Raw genomic sequence first — 21657 nt, 5'->3', positions numbered from 1 at the left:
ATAATGGTTATTTCTCACAGGATGCAGAAATGGCTGTCCGCAGGACTGGCAATGCTGATGATGATCGGTATCGTAGTGCCTGCCGGACAAGTTGCACAGGCAGCAACAGATAACAGTAATATTGTAATCTCACAGGTTTATGGCGGCGGAGGCAACAGCGGCGCAGAACTCAAGAATGATTTTATTGAATTATATAATCCTACTGACAAGGCAGTGAGCCTTGACGGATGGAAGGTGAGGTATGCCAGTGCCGGTGCAAGCGGCGATCTTGCTACAACGAAAAACATCACCGAATTGCAGGGAACGATTCCAGCTAACGGGTACTTCCTGATTCAACAGGCAGCAGGTGCCGGCGGCACCAAGGAACTGCCGGCTCCGGATGCAACAGGAAACATAGCAATGGGAGCAGCCGGCGGTAAGGTTGATCTAGTAAACAACGCAGAAGTAAGCGTTGATATGGTAGGTGCGGGAGCTGCTACTGCATATGAAGGCAGTGGTCCTACCGGCGTAATCAGTGCTACGCTGGCAGCTATCCGTAAAGCTGCCGAAGGCGCTCCGGCTGACAGCCGCGGCCTAGACACAGACAACAATGCTAACGACTTCGTAGTTCAAACCCCAGACCCGCGCAACAGCAGCTACGGTATTAAGCAGGCTGTTGAGGCTGTAACCGCTGCACCGGCATCGGGTGCGTGGCCGCAGGGTACAGCAATTACCCTTAATACAGCTACAGTAGGCGCATCAGTCTATGCCGCAGTTTACATAGACGGCGCTTCAGCCGCATACACGCCGTACAGCGGACCTATCCAGCTGAACGCGCCGACGACAATTAAGGCGTATGCCTCTGTCGCGGATAATGTGTACAGCACGGTGTCGACTTTTGACTATTCTATCCTGACAAAACAGAATGTCTCCGCAGTAAGACCTGCTGAAAAAGGCGATAATGTATGGACTGAAGGCGTTGTAACACGCATCGACGGTGCGAAAACGTTCATTCAGGATGACACGGCAGCTATCGTGCTTTACGGGTTCCCGGCATTTGCACAGGTCGGTGACCGTGTAGAGGTTCAAGGAGCCATGGATATTTACAGCAATCTGCAGGAGCTCAAGCCGGTTACCGGCCTCACTTATAAGGTGACTGCTGAGAACGCAGGCGTTCCGGCTCCCAAGGTGATTACTGCTGCCGATCTTTCAACAGCTAACGGTGAAGCTCATGAAGCACAGCTTGTTACGCTCAAGGATGTAACCATCGACAGCAAAGACGGAAGTACTGTCATTGCCAGCCAAGGCAATCAGACATTCACTATCTACTCCGGACTTTCCCAGCTTGCTGTGGGTAAACACTTCGATCAGATTACAGGTGTAATTGAGCAGTACAATACAACCTATCAGTTCATTCCGCTTGGTGCAGAAAGCCTGGTAGAGGAGCTGTTCTCCGTCATTGCCAGCCCGGGTGCGGGTCCGATCATTATCGGCGGACAAGTAACGCTCTCCAGCCCTACTGCCGGAGCAACAGTACACTATACCATTGACGGTGCAACGCCGACGGCGGCAAGCACACTCTATACAGCACCTGTCACCGTCGACAAAGACATTGTAATTAAGGCTGTTGCTGTACTGAACGGCCAGACCAGCAAAGTATACACCTTTGAATACAAAGCTGCAGGACAGCCGCGTATCCATGACATTCAGGGCGAATCCCATACCTCCAGCTTTGCCGGACAGACGGTTACGGATGTAGAGGGTATCGTTACAGAGCTTGGATATACATTTGCAAACGGCAATTATAAGGGCTTTTTCATCCAGGACCCTAAACCTGATGATAACATCAATACCTCGGAAGGGATTTTCGTATACAGCACTAATGCCAGCCTGAAGCCTGCAATCGGCGATCATGTGGCAGTTACAGGGCTTGTCTCCGAATATAACGAAGGAAGCAGCAGCAACCTGACTTCCACCCAGATTACACTCAGCTCCATCACAACGATTGCCAAGGACGTAGAACTGCCGGCACCAGTCGTACTGGGCAAAGGCGGACGGGTTATTCCGGACTCCATCATCGACAATGACGGACTGACTGTATTCCAGCCTTCTGAAGATGCTGCAGATTTCTACGAATCACTTGAAGGCATGCGGGTTACCCTGCCAAGCCCGACTATTATCAGTCCTTACTGGACAAGCGGCGGCGGTAATTCAATGCTGTACAACATTCCTGTAAGAGTAGAGAACACAACGCAGGATGTAGTTACACCTGCCGGAGGACTTGTCCTGAAGGGATCAGACAACCTTAATCCCCAGCGCCTCCTGATTGCTTATGGCGATCCTGGACAGCAAGTTGGTACAGGTGACAAGTTTAACGGTAATGTTACAGGTGTTATCGGCTACAACAACGGCAATTACAAGGTTATTCCAGACAACGGAAGCCTGCCGGGCATTACGCCTAGCACATTCAAGCAAGAAACCTCAACGATCACTGTGAATGCGGACAAATTGCTGATTGCTTCTTACAACATCGAGAACTACTATCCGGGTGTAGGAGCAGCAAAGATTCAGAAGCTGGCCGATTCCATCACTACGAATTTGAAAAAACCGGATATCATCGGCGTTGTTGAAATGCAGGACAGCGACGGGGAAGGCAATAACGGTATTGTGGAGGCCAGTGCCGCCGAGCTGATTCAGGCTATTCAGGCAGCTGGAGGCCCGCTGTACACTTATGTTGATATTGCTCCGGTAAATAACGCGGACGGCGGAGCGCCGGGCGGAAATATCCGTGTCGGCTTCCTCTATAATACAGCAAGAGTACAACTGTCAGACAGTATTAACAGTCAAAAAGGCTCTGCTACCCAGGCTGTCAGCTACGACGCAGCTGCGGATGAGCTGAGCTACAATCCAGGCAGAATCGACCCTACTAACACTGCTTTTGCCAGCTCGCGCAAACCGCTTGCGGCCCAGTTTGAATTTAACGGCGAAAAAGTGATTGTAATTGCTAATCACTTCAACTCCAAATCAGGTGATAACGGTCCTTTCGGAAATGTACAGCCTCCTGTGCTTTCAAGTGAGACCCAGCGCCACAAAATCGCTGCAGTAGTAAACGGTTTTGTTAAGCAGGTACTTACAGCCAACCCTGAGGCGAACATCGTTGCGCTTGGTGATCTTAATGACTTCCAGTTCACCCAGACAGCAACCATTCTTAAAGGAACTGAGCTTGATAACCTGATCGACAAGCTGCCGCTGAACGAACGCTACACTTATACGTACGACGGCAACTCACAGGTGCTTGATCATATTCTGGTAAGCAAAAACCTGACAGCATCCTCCGAAATTGATGTTGTTCATCTCAATGCTGACTTCCCGGCAGACCGCGGAAGAGTGTCCGATCATGATCCTGTCCTGGCACAGATCGACCTGAATGCAGACTTCTCCCTGAGAGTCCTGCACACGAACGACACGCACAGCCATCTGGAGACAGTCGTTAAGCGTATGACGGCTATCAAACAGGAACGTACCGGCAACTCTATCCTGCTTGATGCAGGCGATGTATTCTCCGGCACGCTCTACTTCACCAAGTTCGAAGGGCTTGCCGATCTGGAGTTCATGAACTACATCGGCTACGATGCCATGACCTTCGGAAACCATGAGTTCGATAAGGGACTGCCGGCGCTCAGAGCCTTCATCGACAAAGCAGAGTTCCCGTTCATCAGCTCAAACATCGACTATATTACCAAGAACAATGAGCTGAAGGATATTTTTGTAGACAAGGTTGGCGGTTCAGATTCTGCTACTCCGGTAGAGAACGGCCACATCTATCCATCCGTTATTAAAGAAGTATACGGTGAGAAAATCGGGATCTTCGGCCTGACGACTGAGGATACTGTCGGTCTCTCCTCACCGGGCGACAACATCGCCTTCAAGGATTACAAGACCAGCGCCGAGAACACAGTCAAAGCTCTGCAGGCTCTGGGCATCAACAAAATCATTGCTGTCTCTCACCTGGGCTACAATGTAGACCAGAAGCTGGCTGTTGAGGTTGCCGGCATCGACGTTATCGTCGGCGGACACACCCACACCAAGCTGGATGCTCCGGTTGTCTTCAACGCTGACACTGAGCCGACCCTGATCGTACAGACCGGTGAATACGGCACGTACCTCGGCGCGCTTGATGTCAACTTCGACGACGAAGGCGTAATTACAACATATAACGGCAAGCTGATCGATACGACAAAATATGCTGAGGATGCTACTGCCAAAGCGATGCTCGTTAAATACGATGCTGAGCTGGCGGCCATCCGTCAGACTGTAGTCGGCAAAACCGATGTTCCGCTGGTCTACGACCGGATGATCAACGGCAAGCTGACCCGTGTGGTCCGTAATGAAGAGACCAACCTCGGGAACCTGATTGCCGACGGTATCAACGTCAAGGCCAAAGAGCTGGTAAGCAAGCTGATTCCTGAAGCAGAGCAATCCGCGATCAAGGGCTACGTAGCCATTCAGAACGGCGGCGGTATCCGCGCCGGTATTGATCAAGGCGACATCACCCTCGGTGAAGTGCTGACGGTAATGCCATTCTCCAACAGTCTGGTTGCCCTGAAGGTAACCGGGCAGGAAATTATCGCTGCCCTGGAGAACGGCGTCAGCGGACTGGAAAGTGACCAGGGCCGCTTCGCTCAAGTCTCAGGCATGCGTTACAGCTACGATTCCACCAAAAAGGCGGAAATCATTAACCCGACAACCAATGTGGTTGAACAGGCCGGCGAGCGCATCGTCTCTGTAGAGATCAAGCAGGCTGACGGCAGCTACACTGCCATTGATCCTAAGGCTTACTACATCCTGTCTACCAACTCCTTCATGGCAGGCGGCGGCGACTTCTACCGTTCCCTGGCAGCCGCTAAGGCAGACGGACGTTATTACGAGCTGTATCTGCCGGACTATGAAGTCTTCACAGACTATCTGGCACAACTGAAGACAGTGAACATTGGTACAGAAGGACGCATTACAGATCTGAAGGGTGCTGCTCCTGATAAGGACTTCTCTCTAAGAGTACTGCATACAAATGACACGCACAGCCATCTGGAGACAGTCGTTAAGCGTGTGACGGCTATCAAACAGGAACGTACCGGCAACTCTATCCTGCTTGATGCAGGCGATGTATTCTCCGGCACGCTCTACTTCACCAAGTTCGAAGGGCTTGCCGATCTGGAGTTCATGAACTACATCGGCTACGATGCCATGACCTTCGGAAACCATGAGTTCGATAAGGGACTGCCGGCGCTCAGAGCCTTCATCGACAAAGCAGAGTTCCCGTTCATCAGCTCAAACATCGACTATATTACCAAGAACAATGAGCTGAAGGATATTTTTGTAGACAAGGTTGGCGGTTCAGATTCTGCTACTCCGGTAGAGAACGGCCACATCTATCCATCCGTTATTAAAGAAGTATACGGTGAGAAAATCGGGATCTTCGGCCTGACGACTGAGGATACTGTCGGTCTCTCCTCACCGGGCGACAACATCGCCTTCAAGGATTACAAGACCAGCGCCGAGAACACAGTCAAAGCTCTGCAGGCTCTGGGCATCAACAAAATCATTGCTGTCTCTCACCTGGGCTACAATGTAGACCAGAAGCTGGCTGTTGAGGTTGCCGGCATCGACGTTATCGTCGGCGGACACACCCACACCAAGCTGGATGCTCCGGTTGTCTTCAACGCTGACACTGAGCCGACCCTGATCGTACAGACCGGTGAATACGGCACGTACCTCGGCGCGCTTGATGTCAACTTCGACGACGAAGGCGTAATTACAACATATAACGGCAAGCTGATCGATACGACAAAATATGCTGAGGATGCTACTGCCAAAGCGATGCTCGTTAAATACGATGCTGAGCTGGCTGCTATCCGTCAGACTGTAGTCGGCAAAACCGACGTTCCGCTGGTCTACGACCGGATGATCAACGGCAAGCTGACCCGTGTGGTCCGTAATGAAGAGACCAACCTCGGGAACCTGATTGCCGACGGTATCAACGTCAAGGCCAAAGAGCTGGTAAGCAAGCTGATTCCTGAAGCAGAGCAATCCGCGATCAAGGGCTACGTAGCCATTCAGAACGGCGGCGGTATCCGCGCCGGTATTGATCAAGGCGACATCACCCTCGGCGAAGTGCTGACGGTAATGCCATTCTCCAACAGTCTGGTTGCCCTGAAGGTAACCGGGCAGGAAATTATCGCTGCCCTGGAGAACGGCGTCAGCGGACTGGAAAGTGACCAGGGCCGCTTCGCTCAAGTCTCAGGCATGCGTTACAGCTACGATTCCACCAAAAAGGCGGAAATCATTAACCCGACAACCAATGTGGTTGAACAGGCCGGCGAGCGCATCGTCTCTGTAGAGATCAAGCAGGCTGACGGCAGCTACACTGCCATTGATCCTAAGGCTTACTACATCCTGTCTACCAACTCCTTCATGGCAGGCGGCGGCGACTTCTACCGTTCCCTGGCAGCCGCTAAGGCAGACGGACGTTATTACGAGCTGTATCTGCCGGACTATGAAGTCTTTACAGATTATCTGGCACAGGTTGGAACAGTAAACAATGCTACAGAAGGACGCATCAAGGATTTGAAGGGTGCAACGCCTACACCTACACCAACTCCGGGCAACCCTTCGAATGGCGGCGGACCCGTGGTAACACCGGCACCAACTGCGACAGCAACACCAGCACCAACGGCTGCACCGCAGGTAACAACCCTTACAGCTGAGACGCTGACTGCCCAGTTCGCCGCGCTGCCTGCCGGCAGCAATGAGCTGGTTATCCCGCTGACTTCTACAACCGGCGGAGCACAGGCTGTACTGCCGGCCAGCGTGCTGATTCAGCAGGCTGCGGCCAATCCGGCAGCGGTGCTTACCTTTAACACAACCGACGGAACCTCTTACTCGCTTCCGCTCAGTGTTGTAAATGGAACAGCACTTGCCGCACAGCTCGGTACAAGTAACTTTACGATCACTGTATCCATTCTGCCGGCCAGCACCACTGTGCTGGGCAGTGTGAATCAGGCATTAGCTGCACAAGCAGGTTCGGTTACCCTGGCAGCACCGGTAATTGAGTTCTCCATTTCCGCTCAGGCCGGTAATAACAGCGTACCTCTGAACAGCTTCGGCAGCACCTACGTAAGCCGTACTATTAAGGCAACACAAACAGTGAATCCTGACAATGCAACTGCTGTCTCCTTTGATCCGGTAACCGGCAAGCTCTCGTTCGTGCCTTCCGTATTCACTACCCAGGCTGACGGAACTACCGCAGTTACCATCAAACGTAACAGCAACAGCTATTACACTGTTGTCCAGTCAAGCAAGACCTTCGGCGATATTACCAGCCATTGGGCCAAAGCGGCTATTGAACTGCTCGCGTCCAAGCTGATCATCACCGGAACAAGCGATACTGCCTTCTCACCTTCCCAAGCGGTGACCCGTGCAGAATTCGCTGCCCTGATTACCCGCTCGCTCGGTCTGGCAACAGTAAGCAGCAGCGGCACTAGCTTCAGTGATGTCAATGCAGGTGCATGGTATGCGGATGCTGTACACACCGCTGCTGCTGCGGGGCTGATCACCGGCTATACAGACGGCAGCTTCAAGCCAAATAGCCCGATCACCCGCCAGGAAATGGCGGCAATCCTGTCCAAAGCCATGAAATACACCGGCAAGACACTGAGCAGTGACCCTGCAGTGCTGGCCAAATTCAGCGATGCCGCTTCCCTTCCAGCCTGGTCCCAGACCGCAGTAGCAGAGATTGCTGCTGAAGGTATCATTCAGGGACAGCCGGACGGATCGTTCGCTCCGCAGAAATCAGCTACCCGCGCGGAAGCTGCCACTATGCTGGAGAAGACCTTGAAGGCACTTGGATTTATCAACTAAAGGCATAGGGATTGACAGTCCCCCCTGCTCAATGTAATTAAAAGAGGCGGTTCCCCCGGATGTATATCATCCGGCAGGAGCCGCCTCTTTTTCACGTGAATACAGCATCTTATTTCTATATCTGAATCACTGTCCGGCTTCCGCCACCGGTATAGTCATTTCCAGCCCGGAGATATATTCCACCATCACATGCCCTTCTGCATCAAGCTGAAATTCGCTCATGCTGTTCTCTTTGTATACATAATGATACGGCTTAATGGTTATAGACTTCGGTACAGACGCCAATGGTGCAAACCTCGAATCCTGGACCAGCACACTGCTGCCCGTAGCGCTCGTCCCGTTTCCTGACAGCATCTGAAGCTTGTTCCCCTGGTCATCAAACAAGTCGAAGCCGATACTGCTGCCGCTGCTATGCATATCGGATATCGTCATCCCGTCCAGCTCCAGCCGGGTCGTGATATTGGTTGTCACCGGTGTCAGCTCGATCTTGTCCAGCTGTATCTTAACATTCCCGTTATTCCGTACAACCGAAGGCGTGAGCACCAGATTATCCCGGGTGTTCAGCTCCACCGGTTTATCAAGCAGGAACGGCTCCTCTATCCCCGCAATTTTAAAGTGTAAGCCGAGCCCGAACTGCTCCGGAAACACCTGGCCTCCCTGATTGTGCAGATCCGAAAACTCCAGCACCAGCTTATCACTGTCCGGTACAGGGAAAAGAAACGGCCCGATGCTGCTGCCAGCAGGAGCGTATTCATTCAGCGGCTGCCCGTTAATTGACAGCTCAACATCCGTCATAGCCTCCTGCAGAGACTGCGCCTGTACAGATGCACCGGCTTCCACTGCTTCACGTTCAATACCGACGGATACCCGGGTGCCGTCAAAGGTTACCGCCGTTGCCCCCACCGTAATTCCGCCATGTGTAACGCTTACCCCCGGCTCGCTGTAGAGGCCCTGTTCATCCGCAGCCCGCAGTCCGAGATCCCCTGCCAGCTGAAATACCCGCTTCATTCCGGGAATCTGCCTCAGGGCTTCCGCTGCTGCCGGAGAGATCAGGCCGGTTCCGGCAACACCAGTTATGATAAGAACAGCCGCCGCCACCGCTGCAGCTGCCTTATGCCATCTCCTCCGCCCCGAGCCCGCCTCCCGGCTCACTTGGCTCCGCTTCTGTTCATAGCGCTCCATAATACGACGGGTCAAATCGACCTCCGCAGGAGTATCCCTGATCATTTGTTCAAGCCGTCCCACTTGTTCATCCTCTATCGCTGTGCGGTTCCCCAAGCCTGATCTCTCCTTTCGTTTTCTGCCGGCCAAGCTTGTCCCGCAGGCGCTCATATTTCTTGCGCACTCTGGCCGGATTCATGCCTACAACAACGGCAATCTGTTCGAAATTGTAATTTTCAAGCGCCCTCAGCAGCAGGATCTGCCGTTCCTCAGCGGTCAGCAGGGTCAGCAGCTCATGAACCCTGTCTGTAAGTGCCGGTCCGCTCCCCTCTGTCTCAGCCTGCTGCCTGTACATAGCGAACAGCCTGAAGCCCTTGCTCCGCTTTTTAAGCAGGTCCGTACAATGGTTCCTTGCGATTCTGTACAGCCATGCGGAAAAGGATACCGTCTGCCTGAAGCCGCCGATATGCTCCATTGCTTTAAGAAAAATATCCTGCGCGGCATCCTCCGCCTCTCCCCGGCTGCCCAGCAGGTAGTAGCAGTACAAATAAATCGGACGCTGGAAATGCTCGATAATGAGGCTGTAAGCCTGCACAGCGCCTTGCTGGACTTGCCCCACGATAACTGTAAGCTCCTCCTCTTCCCGCAGGCTTCTCCCGGTATGTGCCGGCTCCTTCATAAGCTCCTCCCCTCTCTATGCCTATATAACTGAAAATAACGCGTTTTGTGACATGTGTAATAAAATTTGGATTTAAATTATGTTGCGCTAGCACATTATTGTTACTTGAAAAACCAAATAAGTTCGCATATACTAAAACAAATAACAAGTTCTATATTTATAGAACTAATTTCGAACAGATGGATAACTGACTGTTGAAAAGAGGAACCTCATGAGCTATACGGTTGAAGTTGATTTTGCTCCTATGTATGAATGTATCGCCAGCCTGAACGCTTTTCTTTACAAGCAGAACCATAATGCGATGGACGCAGGCAAGCTATGGGTCCGTGAAGTACAGGACCGGTTCGCTCCGGTACAGCTCCAGAAGATGCGGGAGGTAATCGGCCTGGCCGGGGATTTCAATTTGAACCCGTACATCTGGAGCTGTCCGGGTGAGCGGACGGTCAGCGGGTTTTTAAGCTGGTTCGAAGGCATGACTACAGGAGATCTGTATGAGCTGTCCGGGCGTTTCGGCCAATCCGTCCCCGCTAACCTGCCTGAGCTGCGCAGCAGCGCGGCGGAAATGCTGCGCGTATGGGATGACGGTTATTTCGGCGGAATCGACCCGCAGATACTAACGGGACTGCAGAGCGAAGCAGACAGCCGTAGAGAGAAGCTCAGCGGCGGGAATGACATGGAGGTCTATGAACAGGCAACCGCCGGTATGCGCCTGTATCCGGCAGAGCAGCTGAAGCGGGTCATTCTTATCCCCCAATATCATGCCCGGCCGCTTGTGACAAGTGCCTTCTATGACGAGTATGTATTCACCAGCTACACCTGTGATGTCCTTCCTCCGGAGGAGGGACGTCCGGCGGCGGCGCTTCTGCGGCTGACCCGGGCGCTGTCTGACGAGACGCGGCTGTATATTCTCCGGCTGCTTACCGGCAGACAGCTGAGCTTTACTGAAATTGTGAAGCACGTGGGTCTGTCCAAAAGTACGATCCATTACCATCTGATCGCCCTGCGCGCCGCCGGACTGGTCATCGCCCACGTCAGCGGCAAGAGCACCTCCTACAGCCTGCGGCTGGAGGCGCTGCAGAGCCTGCCGCAGCAAATCGGAACCTATCTGGAGAGCTGATCCGGATCAACAAAAGGCGGGATTACGCATGTTCAAGCAAAAAAACAGCTATTACGGGCTTTTGGCTACAATATCATTTAGCACCTTCGGCGATACCTTCGGGCTCCTGGCAATGGAATGGCTGGTCTATGAGCTGACCGGCTCCAAGCTGGCTATGGGCGCACTCGTGCTTGCCTCCGGTATTCCCGAGGTGCTGATCCGCCTGCTGGGCTCACCGCTCTCCGACCGGCTGAACCGCGTACGCCTGCTGGCCTGCCTCGGCTCTATCCGCTTGCTGGCGATTATTCTGCCGCTCGGCATGGGCCTCCTGGGCCAGCTGCAGCTCTGGCATCTGTTCGCTGCTGCTGCACTTAGCGGCGCCTGCTCCGCGCTCTTCCTGCCCACGGCAGTAGCCGTCGTTCCCGGCGTAGCCGGTGACCGCAAGCTGATGCGCGCCTTCGCCGTCATTGAAGGCTTCAAGGGTGCAGCCGCCCTGCTAGGACCGGCGCTGGCCGGGGTACTGACCGCAGCCAGCGGAGCGTTGCCGGCACTGGGCATTAATGCGCTGTGCTATGCGGCAGCTATTGCTACACTGCTTAGCCTGCCGAAGCTGGCGAGGCCCCGGGAAGCAAAGAGACGCTTCTCGCTCCGGGGTTACCTTGGAGAAATCGCTGAAGGATTCAGCTTCTATAAGCAATTCCCGGCGATGCTGATCATTATGTTGCTGGTTTCGGTCAGCAATCTCAGCTCCTTTGCCGTCTGGACCATGATGGTCCCCTATGTCCGGGAGGTGCTGCACCGTGATGCGGCCGCACTGGGCTCACTGACTACAGCCTCTGCACTTGGCTATCTCACCGGCATCAGTATCGTCTCGCTGATCGGAGAGATTACACACAGAAGACCCTTTATGCTCGGAAGCCTGATCGGAATCGGGCTGGTCACTGCTCTGTGGGGACTGGTTCCAAGCTATCCGCTTGCCCTGGCCGCCGCATTCACGGCCGGTGTCTTCGGCCCGTTCTTCGGCTCTTTGAGCTCCGCGCTGCACGGACAGCTGGTCCCCGGCAGCCATCAGGGCCGGGTCAATTCCATCCGCTTCCTGATCGGCGGCGGCCTGCAGCCGCTTGGCGCTTTTGCCGGCGGGGCGGTTGCCGAATTCTACGGCGTGCCGGCGCTGTTCGTGGCAGCGGGGCTGCTGCCGGTAATCTGCGCCGGACTGGCGGCGCTTCTGCCGGGTCTGAAGGCACTGGACGGTGACCTGACACAGCTTGCTGCTAGGAGGAATATTCCTGCAGTTCCGATGGTGCAGCATGCCAAATAAGCAGCATAAACAGGCAGTGCCGTTATAACGGGCACTGCCTGTTTATATAGCTTGTAAATATTCTTCAGCTCCCCTGCGCAGTATCACCCGGACAGGCTGACTCCCAGTCTTGCTGAATGGATTAGGTGGATTTTCGTCATCTATTTACCCGCCAACTCCCCTGAATGAAGGTAATAGGTGGAAAAAGGCTGCTTAATTCTGCCGTTGCCGTACTCAGAGGGCGAATTCAGCCGAAATAGGTGTCGTTTGTCCAACTAATCCTTAGGATCCCTCAGATATGATGAAATTAGGCTGCATATATCCAATTAATTGCTGGTGAGCCCGATTTTCGAGCTCTATGCTGCACCGGCGAACCTAAATAAGTAACGGAGCTGCAGCCTTCTTCCCTACGACTCCACAACAGCATCAGGCGACTCATAATGGCTGATATCCCCATGCAGCAGGATCTCCGGCACGCCATCCTTGATGTCGATCCGGCACAGGCAGGTCGGATGAATGTAAGGCAGATCCCACAGCTTGTTCATCGGCCGGGCTTCAAAGTGTGCCATCAGCACCTTAATGACTACCGTGTGGGTCACTATAAGCAGCGTCTCGCCCTCATGACGGCTCACAAGCTCCAGCAGCTTGTTCAGCGCCCGCTCCTGCACCTTTACGAATGTCTCACTGCCCTCAACACCGAACTGCTCCGGGTCTTCCCAGAAATAGCGGAACTGCTCCGGCTCAGCCAGCTTGAGTGCCGGAGATTCACAGCCTTCCCAGCCCCCCATACACAGCTCCTTGAATTCGTCGCAGGCAGTTACGGGAATCCCGCGTTCCCCCAGAATAATCTCCGCGGTCCGCAGCGTCCGCGGGCTGGAGCTGGCATACACCGCATCCAGCGGCACCTCCCGCAGCCCCTTGCCAAGCCACTCCGCCTGCTGTACCCCAAGCGGAGTAAGCGGCGAGTCCTGATGTCCCTGCATCCGCTGCTGCACATTCCATTCTGTCTGGCCGTGCCGGGTTAAATAGACCGTAGTTGTTGCCATATGTAACTCCTCCTTTAACCTGCCTTGAGCAATATAGATCAAACTATATAAATTGAACTAATAATATTGCTGCTTTGGGATTAACCGTGACTCCTGAGAATGTTTGGACTTCCTATACTACCTAATTACTTATCACGAATCCCAACGTACGTGTCCGCCGGTCACTAGTCCCGCCAGCGGTCAAACCTCCCGCTATCCGATCGGTGCCCTGATGCCCTTCTGCCCAGCTGCTCCGCCGCCTACTTCCGGTTCCGCTCCAGCCACTTCACCCCGTAATCCACCAGCTCCCGCTGCGGCATCAGCTGAGCGGCTGATGCTGCCACGCGTCCGTGCCGGATCAGGCCCGTCTCCCGGCCGAAATCCCCGCCAAGCGCCGCAAAATCCTCCGAATCCCAGTTCAGGTCCTTGAACTGCACCCACTGCCTGCTCCCGTCAACCAGCATCGGAGTGCCGGGGTTGGCCTCCTGCTTCCCGGCATACTCTGCCCGGTATTCCGATAAATGCAGGGAGGTATTATTCAGGCTGTCTACACCCAGCAGCAGCACGCTCCCGTGCAGATCATAGATCCGGGCCAGCGGAGACTGCTCACCGAAGGCAAAATTCAGCCCGTGTCCGTCAATGATGATATCCCTGTGCTTCCCCCAGGCTACAAAGGAATCGATCGGATGACTGCTCCGCTTAACCCCGCGCTGCTTGCGGAACGTATCCGGGATAACGCCCATCCCCCGCAGCGGGGTCAGGTCCGGATCATAGGCCGGCATCTGCTCCCGGATCGTCTGCCACCAGGCCTCCGGCACAGGAGGCCTGCTCCAGCCGGAAGGATCGGTCTGGTCGGAGGACTGCGACGGCATAACAAGTGTCCCCTCCGCCCCAAGCACCTCCTCCAAAGCAAGAATAACAGCCACCGGACCGCCGGCCACCCACTGGCCCAGTGACTTGAAGGAGGAGTGTAGCAGCAGAGTCATGCCCTCCTGTACACCCAGACTACGGAAATCGGCCGCAAGCGTCTCTACTGTAATCAGATTACCTTGAATTTCTTCCATTTCTATATTGCCTCCAGACGCCCATTCCTTAATAAAATTCCTTATCCTCCGGCCGGACACCGCCTGTACCCAGCAGCTTGATCCGGTACTCACCGGGAGAGATGCCCTCCAGCTCCTTGAATACACGGGTAAACTGCTTGCTGTTCTCAAATCCGACGGCCTCCGATACTCCGGACAGCTTCAGCATACGGCTGCCTGACAGCAGCTCCTTAGCATGACGGATACGCACTTTTTTGAGATAAATGACAAAGCTCTCGCCGGTATAGGCCTTAAAGGCCTCACTGAAATAAGAATAGCTGAGCGACACATGATTGCTGACCATCGCCATATTCAGCGGACGCGCATAATGCTCCTCAATATAAGCCAGCGCGGCTTCCATATCGGCATGCTCGGTATGTGCAGAACGTATTCCTATAATATAATCGTTCACACTGAGCAGTAAATGCTCCAGCGCACGGTAATAGTCATGGAAATGGCGGTAATGATACAGATTGCCCACTGTGCGGTACAGCTTCAGCACCTCAACAGAGGCCTCCCCGTGCATCCGGAACACCTCATCCAGCACACGTTCGTTAATGCTGCGGGCCATATTTTCCACATAAGCCAGATCCAGATGCTGCAGATGCTCCGTCTGAAAAACACTCCCCAGCACGCTCTTAATTTCCTTCTCCCGCTCGGTTCCCAGCATATTCAGCAGCTTGCGCAGCTCCTCGTCCGGCAAAGGAAAGCTGCGCCGTTCAGAACGGATGCTTCCGTAATCCATATAGCCCGACTGAGGAGTCAGAAAAGTATACTGCAGCGCTCGGCAGGCCTGCTTATAGCATTTCTGAAAATCTCCCGCACTTTCCGTTACCTCGCCCACTCCCATCAGCAGCCCTTTAATTTCCTTCGCTTCAGCGAGTCTGTAAAGATTCAGGAACGGTTCAGCGCTCCCTGCAGCCAATACCAGCTTCCCTTCCCAGTCCGTCACAAGCTCGCTGAACTGCTGCTCCAGCGGTCCGGCCAGCCGTTCAAGCAGCCCCTGTACCTCACCGGGCTTCATCCGAGTTCCATCATTATAGTAGTAGTTCACGACGCCTACCGTATACGGAAGCTGCAGCCGGCCCAGCTCCTCCAGCTGCTCGGGAGCAGGCTCTACATCCTGCTGCTGCAGCAGCCGTTCGAGGCGGGCGTTACGCAGCTCCTTGCGGTAGCCCTCGGTCTCCAGCGCCTGCCGGCTTGCGCCGGATTCCTGAACCTGCCGCTCCTGCTGAATCTGCTCCAGGATACCGAACAGCTCCTCGCGGCGGATCGGCTTCAGCAGATAGTCCTTCACCTTGTGGCGGATTGCGCTTTTGGCATATTCAAAATCATCATGGCCGCTCAAGATGACCACAGCCGGCCGCTGGTCCGGCAGCGCTTCTGCCGATAAATGCTCCAGCAGCGTGATACCGTCCATCACCGGCATACGGATATCGGTAATAATGATGTCAGCGGCTCCCTGTCTGAACAGATCCAGCGCATCCTGGCCGTTACCTGCCAGCTCAATCAGGTACCCTCCCGGATATTCCCGTTCAATCATCGCCTTAAGACCCTGGCGGATCATTTTCTCGTCATCTACAATCAGCAGCTTCTTCATCATCTTGTATCCCCCGTCAAAAGTACTTTAGGCAGCGTCATGAATACCGTGGTCCACTTTCCCGGCTCACTTTGCAGCTCCAGCCCGTAAGCCCCGCCGTAGTACAGCTGCAGCCGCTGATGCACATTTCTGAGGCCGATGCCTCCGGCTTTATAGCCTGAGGTTCCCGCACCGGAAAACTCTGTGCTCTGCTCTTCTTTGGCATAAATGCTCTCATGCAGGGCGGACAGCCGCTCCGGCGACAGCCCGCAGCCGTTATCGCCAATCAGGATAAAGAGCTCTCCCTCCGATTCCGTCACATCAATACGTATGCTGCGGCCCTCCGGCTCAGCCCCGCCGGTATTCCAGGCATGCTTCACACTGTTCTCGACAATCGGCTGCAGCGACATTTTCAGCACTTCGACTTCCATATAAACCTGATCTATATTCAACTCCAGATGGATGGGGTGTTCAAACCGGATATTCATTATCTCAATATAATTCTGGATATGGCGGATTTCATCCCGCAGCTTCACATATTCGCCTGTCCATTTGAAGTTGTAGCGCATCATGCCGCCCAGCCAGGTCAAGGCATCTGAGATCGTCCGCTGATCCTCAATCTCCGCCAGCATCTTAATATTTTCCAGCGTGTTGTAGAGGAAGTGGGCATCAATCTGATTGTGCAGCGTGCGCAATTCGGCTTCCTTTGTAAGTGCCTCCTTATGGACAGCCTGGGCCACCAGCGTATTAATGGTGTTCATCAGCTTGTTAAAATGATGCGCAAGCTCCCCGACCTCTCCGCCTCCGCGGATTGCAAGCCCGGTGTACGTTTCTCCTCTGCGGACCTTTTTCATCGTTTCTGTCAGCAGCCGCAGCTTTTTGAGAATGAAGGCGTTCATGACATAGGCAATCAACGTAACCAGAAAAATGAATCCGATATTGGCGCCGATCAGCAGATTGCGGGTCTGGGAGATATGCTTCATCACATCCTCCATCGAGACCACATTGATCAGCGAAGCGCCGATCCGCTCAAGCGGAGTATGAATAAGAAGGAAGGAGCTTCCGTTTTCCTTGTAGTTCATATCCCACTCACCTGTTTCCCCATAGCCCTGCAGCCGCTCTGCTATCGCATTCTCCATCAGCTTATAGCTATCTGTAAAAGAATGATCCTTGCGCGTAAACAGACGCATCCCGGAATCGGCTATGAACATCTGGGACTGATTGTCCCGTACTTCTGTATAGGTTTTGGGCGTGAAGCTGTTCAGCATCATATCAACCTGAATCATCCCCACGTGATGACCGGCCGGAATGCTTATAGCCCGCAGCAGTGAAACCTTTGGCTGTCCTTCAGTCAGTAAGTTGACATTGCGCTGCATGACATCAGGATCATCATTCTGAAATACCCATAGCTCTCTTTCGTCCAGCTTCAACGCTTCCTGATACCAGGATTCATTATACACCCGCTCTTCACGCAAAATAATCGGCCAAATCTCATACATACTCTTGTTATTAGAGTACAGCCGCAGATGTTCAATCCCCGGGTTATTCAACTGGATACGGTTCAAATTTTTAAAGGTAGAGATATTAAAATCGACAAGCTCATCCAGTGTTAAAGCGCTCTCATTAGACAGATAGCTTTTCACTGCCTGGTCTGAATAAGCGATTTGGGCCGCACGCTCCATCACTTCAATCTGATTTTCGATGTGCAGCTTTTCCATTTGCAGCAGGTAATTGTTTTTATCCACGGCATCACGGACATACGTATTATTAATCGTCCGAAATGAATAGATGGACACCAGCAGACTGGGACCAAGGATGATAAAAATATACGCAGCAACCAGACGGCTCTGCAGCGACCTGCGCCCCCACCAGTAGTTGAAAGAATTCCAAAGCGAGCCGATTCCTTTATGCATACGCACTCTCCCGTTATCTCATCATCTCTGCACATAGAAGCAAACAACCCAAAAGCCCGCGGTCAGCGGGCAATTGGGTCTTATCTATCCTATTCCATTCCGAGTTTCTTTTTGTTCTCCTGATACTTGGCCTGTCTGTAAGCATCGAAGGTTGCGAAGCCGTCCTTCTCTTTCTTCGCGAGGTAATCGTTCCAGATCTCGTCGAATTCTGCTTCAGAAGAAGCCATGAGCAGCTTCGGCATCGTTTTGCCGCGGAGCTGTTTCAGCTTGGTAGCGATGATTCCTTCAGGCGAGTTGCCGGTAGGATCGATCAGCTGGAACTCGGAGGTGTTGATTGCTTTACCGCGGGTCCAGTCTTCCAATTGCTTGAACGGCTCTACCGATTTAGGTGCCCATTGATCCGTAATATTCGTATTCTGCATCATCCAGAAGGTGAAGGAAGAACCGATTTGTTTGTCGAACGCCGAACGGTCGCTGTTCATCAGAGCAAACACATCAGGCAGGAACTGGTCTTTCCCGTCAATTGTATCATAGCTGACACCTTTTTCACCCAGGTACAAATCTTTATTTCCTTCCTCACTGTTCAGGTAGCTGAGGAATTTGATTGCGCGTTCTTTGTCTTTAACATTTTTGGAGATCAGGGTTACCGTCCAGCCTGAGATACCAGGGCCGTTCAAGGTATGCTGGTCAAGAGCCGCATTGGAAGGTCCGTCTACAGCAATATAGGTTTGCTCAGGATTCTTCTGGTAAATGGTGCTGAGCTGGGTACCGAAGTCTGTACGTTGATACAGCATTGCAAAGTAGCGTCCCTGCGCAATTTTTTCTTCCATTTGTGCACGTTTGTCGATGAAAATATCTTTAGCCAGCAGTCCGTCCTGATTGGCTTGACGGAGTGTCTTCATCCAGCGGACATACTCAGGATCGGTTTCGCGCTCATACACCTTACCGTCCTTTTCCCAAGGAATCGCCAGGAAGTTCTGCAGGTAGCCTTCCAGAGAGTCGTTGCCGTTCTCAGTGAATTCGTGCAAGCCGAGTGGAATCAGCGGCTGGCCGTTCACTTCAGGGAATTTCTCCTGGGCCATTTTGAGGGCGTTCAGGAAGCCTTCCGGTGTACGCATATCCGGGCTGCCGATGGCTTCGTAGATATCCTTGCGGACAGCAAAGGTCTGGTTGGATACGTAGTTTTCGCCGTATTTTTCATAGTCAGCCGGTGAAGAGGAAGAGTTCGGATAGCCGTACACATTGCCGTCCTCCTGGGTATACCAGCCCAGCTTATCTTTATCGGAAACCTTGTAGAAGTAAGGATCATATTGATCTGCCAGCTCGTTGAGCGGAAGGACCAGCTCGCCCTCAATCATTTTCTTAATGCCGTCTTCCCAGAAGCCCAGCGTAATGAAGTCAGGCAACTGGCCGGAAGCAATCATCGTGTTCAGCTTTTCATTTTCGTTACCGGCCGGAATAATAAAGTTAATATCCACGCCTGTCTTTTTCGTTACATATTGGGAAGTAGGATCTACACCCCATTTATTGGCAAACCAGGAGAAGTTCAGATACCAGTCAAAGGTGATTGGTGAAGTATCGCTTTTCCAGCCCGGCTCATCTCCCGATGGTGCAGCAGCCGTTGGTTCAGCTGAAGCTTCGGTTGTTGCCGCCGCCGTATTGGTGTTCTCCTTATTTGCGCCTACATTGCCTCCCGCATTGTTGTTGCCTGAGCAGCCTGACGCCGACATCGCGAGCATCAGACCCAAGAGCAGCAGCACCATTGATTTCGGCTTGCGTTTCATGCCCATGCTTATTTACCCCTTTTCTAAAATGTTATGAAATCATTTATAAGCTCAACCCCGGAAGCTGCTCGGCGCAGGCTCTGGAGGAGTTACCTGATTTTACAAGGCTGCTGATCAGCCCTTGATCGAACCGATCATCATGCCTTTTACAAAGTAACGCTGCAGGAACGGATAGACGAAGACAATCGGCAGCGTTGTTACTACCATCGTAGCCAGCTTAACGGACTGCGAGGTTACGCTCTTCGTCACCGTGCTGCCCTGTATGGCTACCATCATCTGGCTGGAGCTGGACTGGGCGACTACACGGAACAGGAAGGTCTGAATCGGCTGCAGGTCCGGGTTATTGATATAAATAATCCCGGTAAAATAGTCATTCCATTGATACACACCGTGGAACAGCGCGATCGTTGCAATAACCGGCATGGATACCGGCAGCACCACCCGCAGGAGAATCGACCAGTCATTCGCACCGTCGATCCACGCCGCCTCTTCGAGCCCTTCCGGAATCTCCCGGAAGAAGGTCATAAAGATAATAAGATCAAAGAAGCTGAACAGGACCGGAATAATATAGACCAGAAAGTTATCGAGCAGATGCAGATCCCGGTTCAGCAGGAAGGTCGGAATGAGTCCGCCGTTAAAGAACAGAGTGATTGTACCCAGCAGGATGTAGAGCTTGCCGCCGATCAGACCTTTGCGGGACAGCGCATAGGCTACCATTGCCGTGAAGAACACATGGAGAATAACACCTATTAGTGTCTTCGCTACCGTAATACCCATAGCCATCATAATGCCCGAGCTGGCGAATACCGCTTCGAAGTTTTCCAGGCTGAACATCCGGGGCCACCAGTAAATCCCGCCCATCATCGCATCGGTTCCGTCGTTAAAAGCGTTAACCAGTACATACCAGATTGGATATAAGGTAACGAAGCAGATACACAGCATCACCAGATTGTTGGCGATATCAAAGATGGCTTCGCCCATCGTTTTGCGTTTGAGAGAAAACATGGTTTAGATCCTCCTTCTTCTAGAACAGCGACGTATCGTTGATTTTTTTGGTTACCTGGTTGGCAATCAGCAGCAGAATCAGCGCAATGACTGCTTTGACCAACGTGACCGCCATAGAATAGGAGAAGCGGCTGGTGACGATCCCTGTATAGTAGATGTAATAATCGATTACATTACTGGCACTGTCGTTAAGGGAGTTGCGCAGCACCAGAATCTGGTCAAAATTGGAGTTGAGCACGCCGCTGACCGCCAGGATGAACAGGATGCTGATCGTTCCGCGGATCGCCGGCAGCGTGACATACCACATCTTCTGAAAACGTCCGGCGCCGTCGATGGTAGCAGCTTCATACATTTCCGGGGATACCCCGGCGATGGCCGCCAGATATATAATCGCTGACCAGCCGAGCTCTTTCCAGATATCCGAGGAAATAACGATGGTCCAGAAGTAGCTTGGTTCCGCCAGGTAAGAAATCGGTTTGTCGATCAGATTCAGTGCCAGCAGAATATTGTTGATGATGCCAACATCTGCAAGCCACGTTGCCAGAATGCCGCCCAGCACGACCCAGGAGAGAAAGTGCGGCAGGTAGGAGATGGTCTGAATCGCTTTTTTGTAGCGGATCGAACGCACCTCATTAAGAAACAGGGCAAATATGATGGGAAGCGGGAACCCGATCAGCAGCTTGATTAAGCTGATGCCGAGTGTATTCTTGATGACATACCTCAGATCCTCATCCTCGTACAATTCCCGGAAATGCTGAAGTCCCACCCACGGGGCCTCGGCAATCGACTTGACAATGTTGTACTCCTTAAAGGCGATGATCATCCCGTACATCGGAATGTAGTTAAAAATAATCATCCAGGCCACGCCGAGCAGCGCCATGGTCTGCAGATGCTTCTGGGCCAGGAACCTTTTCCAAAGTGATTTTTTGTAACCTGAACCGGTTTCGATTAGAGCCGGAACGGGCTGCTTTTTCATCCGGCTAACCCCGCCGCTTGTTTTATTCTCCATCGTATGGACCTCCAAGCTAAATCTATTTCTGTAATGTGGTGAAAAGCTTGTGTTGCTCTATGTGCTTATTGTAACCGCATTCACCTGGAGGGGGAAGGTAGCGAATTTCCGGTTTGGGGTCGCAAATTTCG

At 52.9% G+C, this 21657-nt stretch carries 12 protein-coding genes; 3 read left to right on the top strand and 9 right to left on the bottom strand.

Going from position 1 to position 21657, the window contains the following annotated elements; all coding sequences use genetic code 11:
* The first annotated feature begins 3 nt into the window (after nt 1-3).
* Nucleotides 4-7896 carry a 5'-nucleotidase C-terminal domain-containing protein gene (locus R70331_RS30235; protein ID WP_052418881.1) on the top strand — a complete coding sequence of 2631 codons (7893 nt, stop codon included), beginning with the start codon at nt 4-6 and terminating at the stop codon, nt 7894-7896.
* 126 nt (nt 7897-8022) lie between these two features.
* Here the strand turns inward: R70331_RS30235 and R70331_RS01955 are convergent, their stop codons facing one another.
* The gene (locus R70331_RS01955) at nt 8023-9174 is read right to left on the bottom strand and encodes a DUF4179 domain-containing protein (RefSeq protein ID WP_052418880.1); all 1152 of its coding nucleotides are present in this window, start codon (nt 9172-9174) and stop codon (nt 8023-8025) included.
* Nucleotides 9146-9736 (bottom strand): RNA polymerase sigma factor, encoded by a 591-nt coding sequence (locus tag R70331_RS01950; protein ID WP_042172414.1) that lies wholly within the window; start codon nt 9734-9736, stop codon nt 9146-9148. The genes R70331_RS01955 and R70331_RS01950 overlap by 29 nt, the downstream gene beginning before the upstream one ends.
* Before the next feature lie 211 nt (nt 9737-9947).
* Between R70331_RS01950 and R70331_RS01945 the strand changes: the two genes are divergently transcribed.
* Nucleotides 9948-10853, top strand: coding sequence for an ArsR/SmtB family transcription factor (locus tag R70331_RS01945; RefSeq protein WP_042172412.1), 906 nt, complete (start codon nt 9948-9950; stop codon nt 10851-10853).
* 28 nt (nt 10854-10881) lie between these two features.
* A complete protein-coding gene (locus R70331_RS01940; protein ID WP_042172410.1) occupies nt 10882-12150 on the top strand; it encodes an MFS transporter in 1269 nt (422 codons plus the stop codon).
* 386 nt (nt 12151-12536) lie between these two features.
* On the opposite strand, the gene R70331_RS01935 is transcribed toward R70331_RS01940, so the two are convergent.
* The 7 genes from R70331_RS01935 to R70331_RS01905 all read right to left on the bottom strand — a co-directional run bounded on the left by R70331_RS01935 (nt 12537) and on the right by R70331_RS01905 (nt 21526).
* Nucleotides 12537-13175, bottom strand: coding sequence for a histidine phosphatase family protein (locus tag R70331_RS01935; RefSeq protein WP_042172408.1), 639 nt, complete (start codon nt 13173-13175; stop codon nt 12537-12539).
* 239 nt (nt 13176-13414) lie between these two features.
* Nucleotides 13415-14218: an AAC(3) family N-acetyltransferase gene (locus R70331_RS01930; protein ID WP_042172406.1), complete on the bottom strand. Its 804-nt coding sequence runs from the start codon at nt 14216-14218 to the stop codon at nt 13415-13417.
* Between the two features lie 28 nt (nt 14219-14246).
* Nucleotides 14247-15839, bottom strand: coding sequence for a response regulator (locus R70331_RS01925; protein ID WP_331281497.1), 1593 nt, complete (start codon nt 15837-15839; stop codon nt 14247-14249).
* Nucleotides 15836-17728, bottom strand: coding sequence for a cache domain-containing sensor histidine kinase (locus tag R70331_RS01920; protein WP_042172404.1), 1893 nt, complete (start codon nt 17726-17728; stop codon nt 15836-15838). Before R70331_RS01920 ends, R70331_RS01925 begins: the two co-directional genes overlap by 4 nt.
* Nucleotides 17729-17817: 89 nt before the next feature.
* On the bottom strand, nt 17818-19518 hold the full coding sequence (locus R70331_RS01915; protein ID WP_042172402.1) for a type 2 periplasmic-binding domain-containing protein: 1701 nt from the start codon (nt 19516-19518) through the stop codon (nt 17818-17820).
* A gap of 108 nt (nt 19519-19626) precedes the next feature.
* Nucleotides 19627-20517, bottom strand: coding sequence for a carbohydrate ABC transporter permease (locus tag R70331_RS01910; RefSeq protein ID WP_042172400.1), 891 nt, complete (start codon nt 20515-20517; stop codon nt 19627-19629).
* Between the two features lie 19 nt (nt 20518-20536).
* Nucleotides 20537-21526: an ABC transporter permease gene (locus R70331_RS01905; RefSeq protein ID WP_039869336.1), complete on the bottom strand. Its 990-nt coding sequence runs from the start codon at nt 21524-21526 to the stop codon at nt 20537-20539.
* Between the last annotated feature and the right edge of the window lie 131 nt (nt 21527-21657).

Source organism: Paenibacillus sp. FSL R7-0331 (genome assembly GCF_000758645.1).
Taxonomy (GTDB): Bacteria; Bacillota; Bacilli; order Paenibacillales; family Paenibacillaceae; genus Paenibacillus_AQ; species Paenibacillus_AQ camerounensis.
The sequence above is the reverse complement of the archived record's forward strand: the minus strand, read 5'-3'. Positions and strand labels throughout refer to the sequence as shown.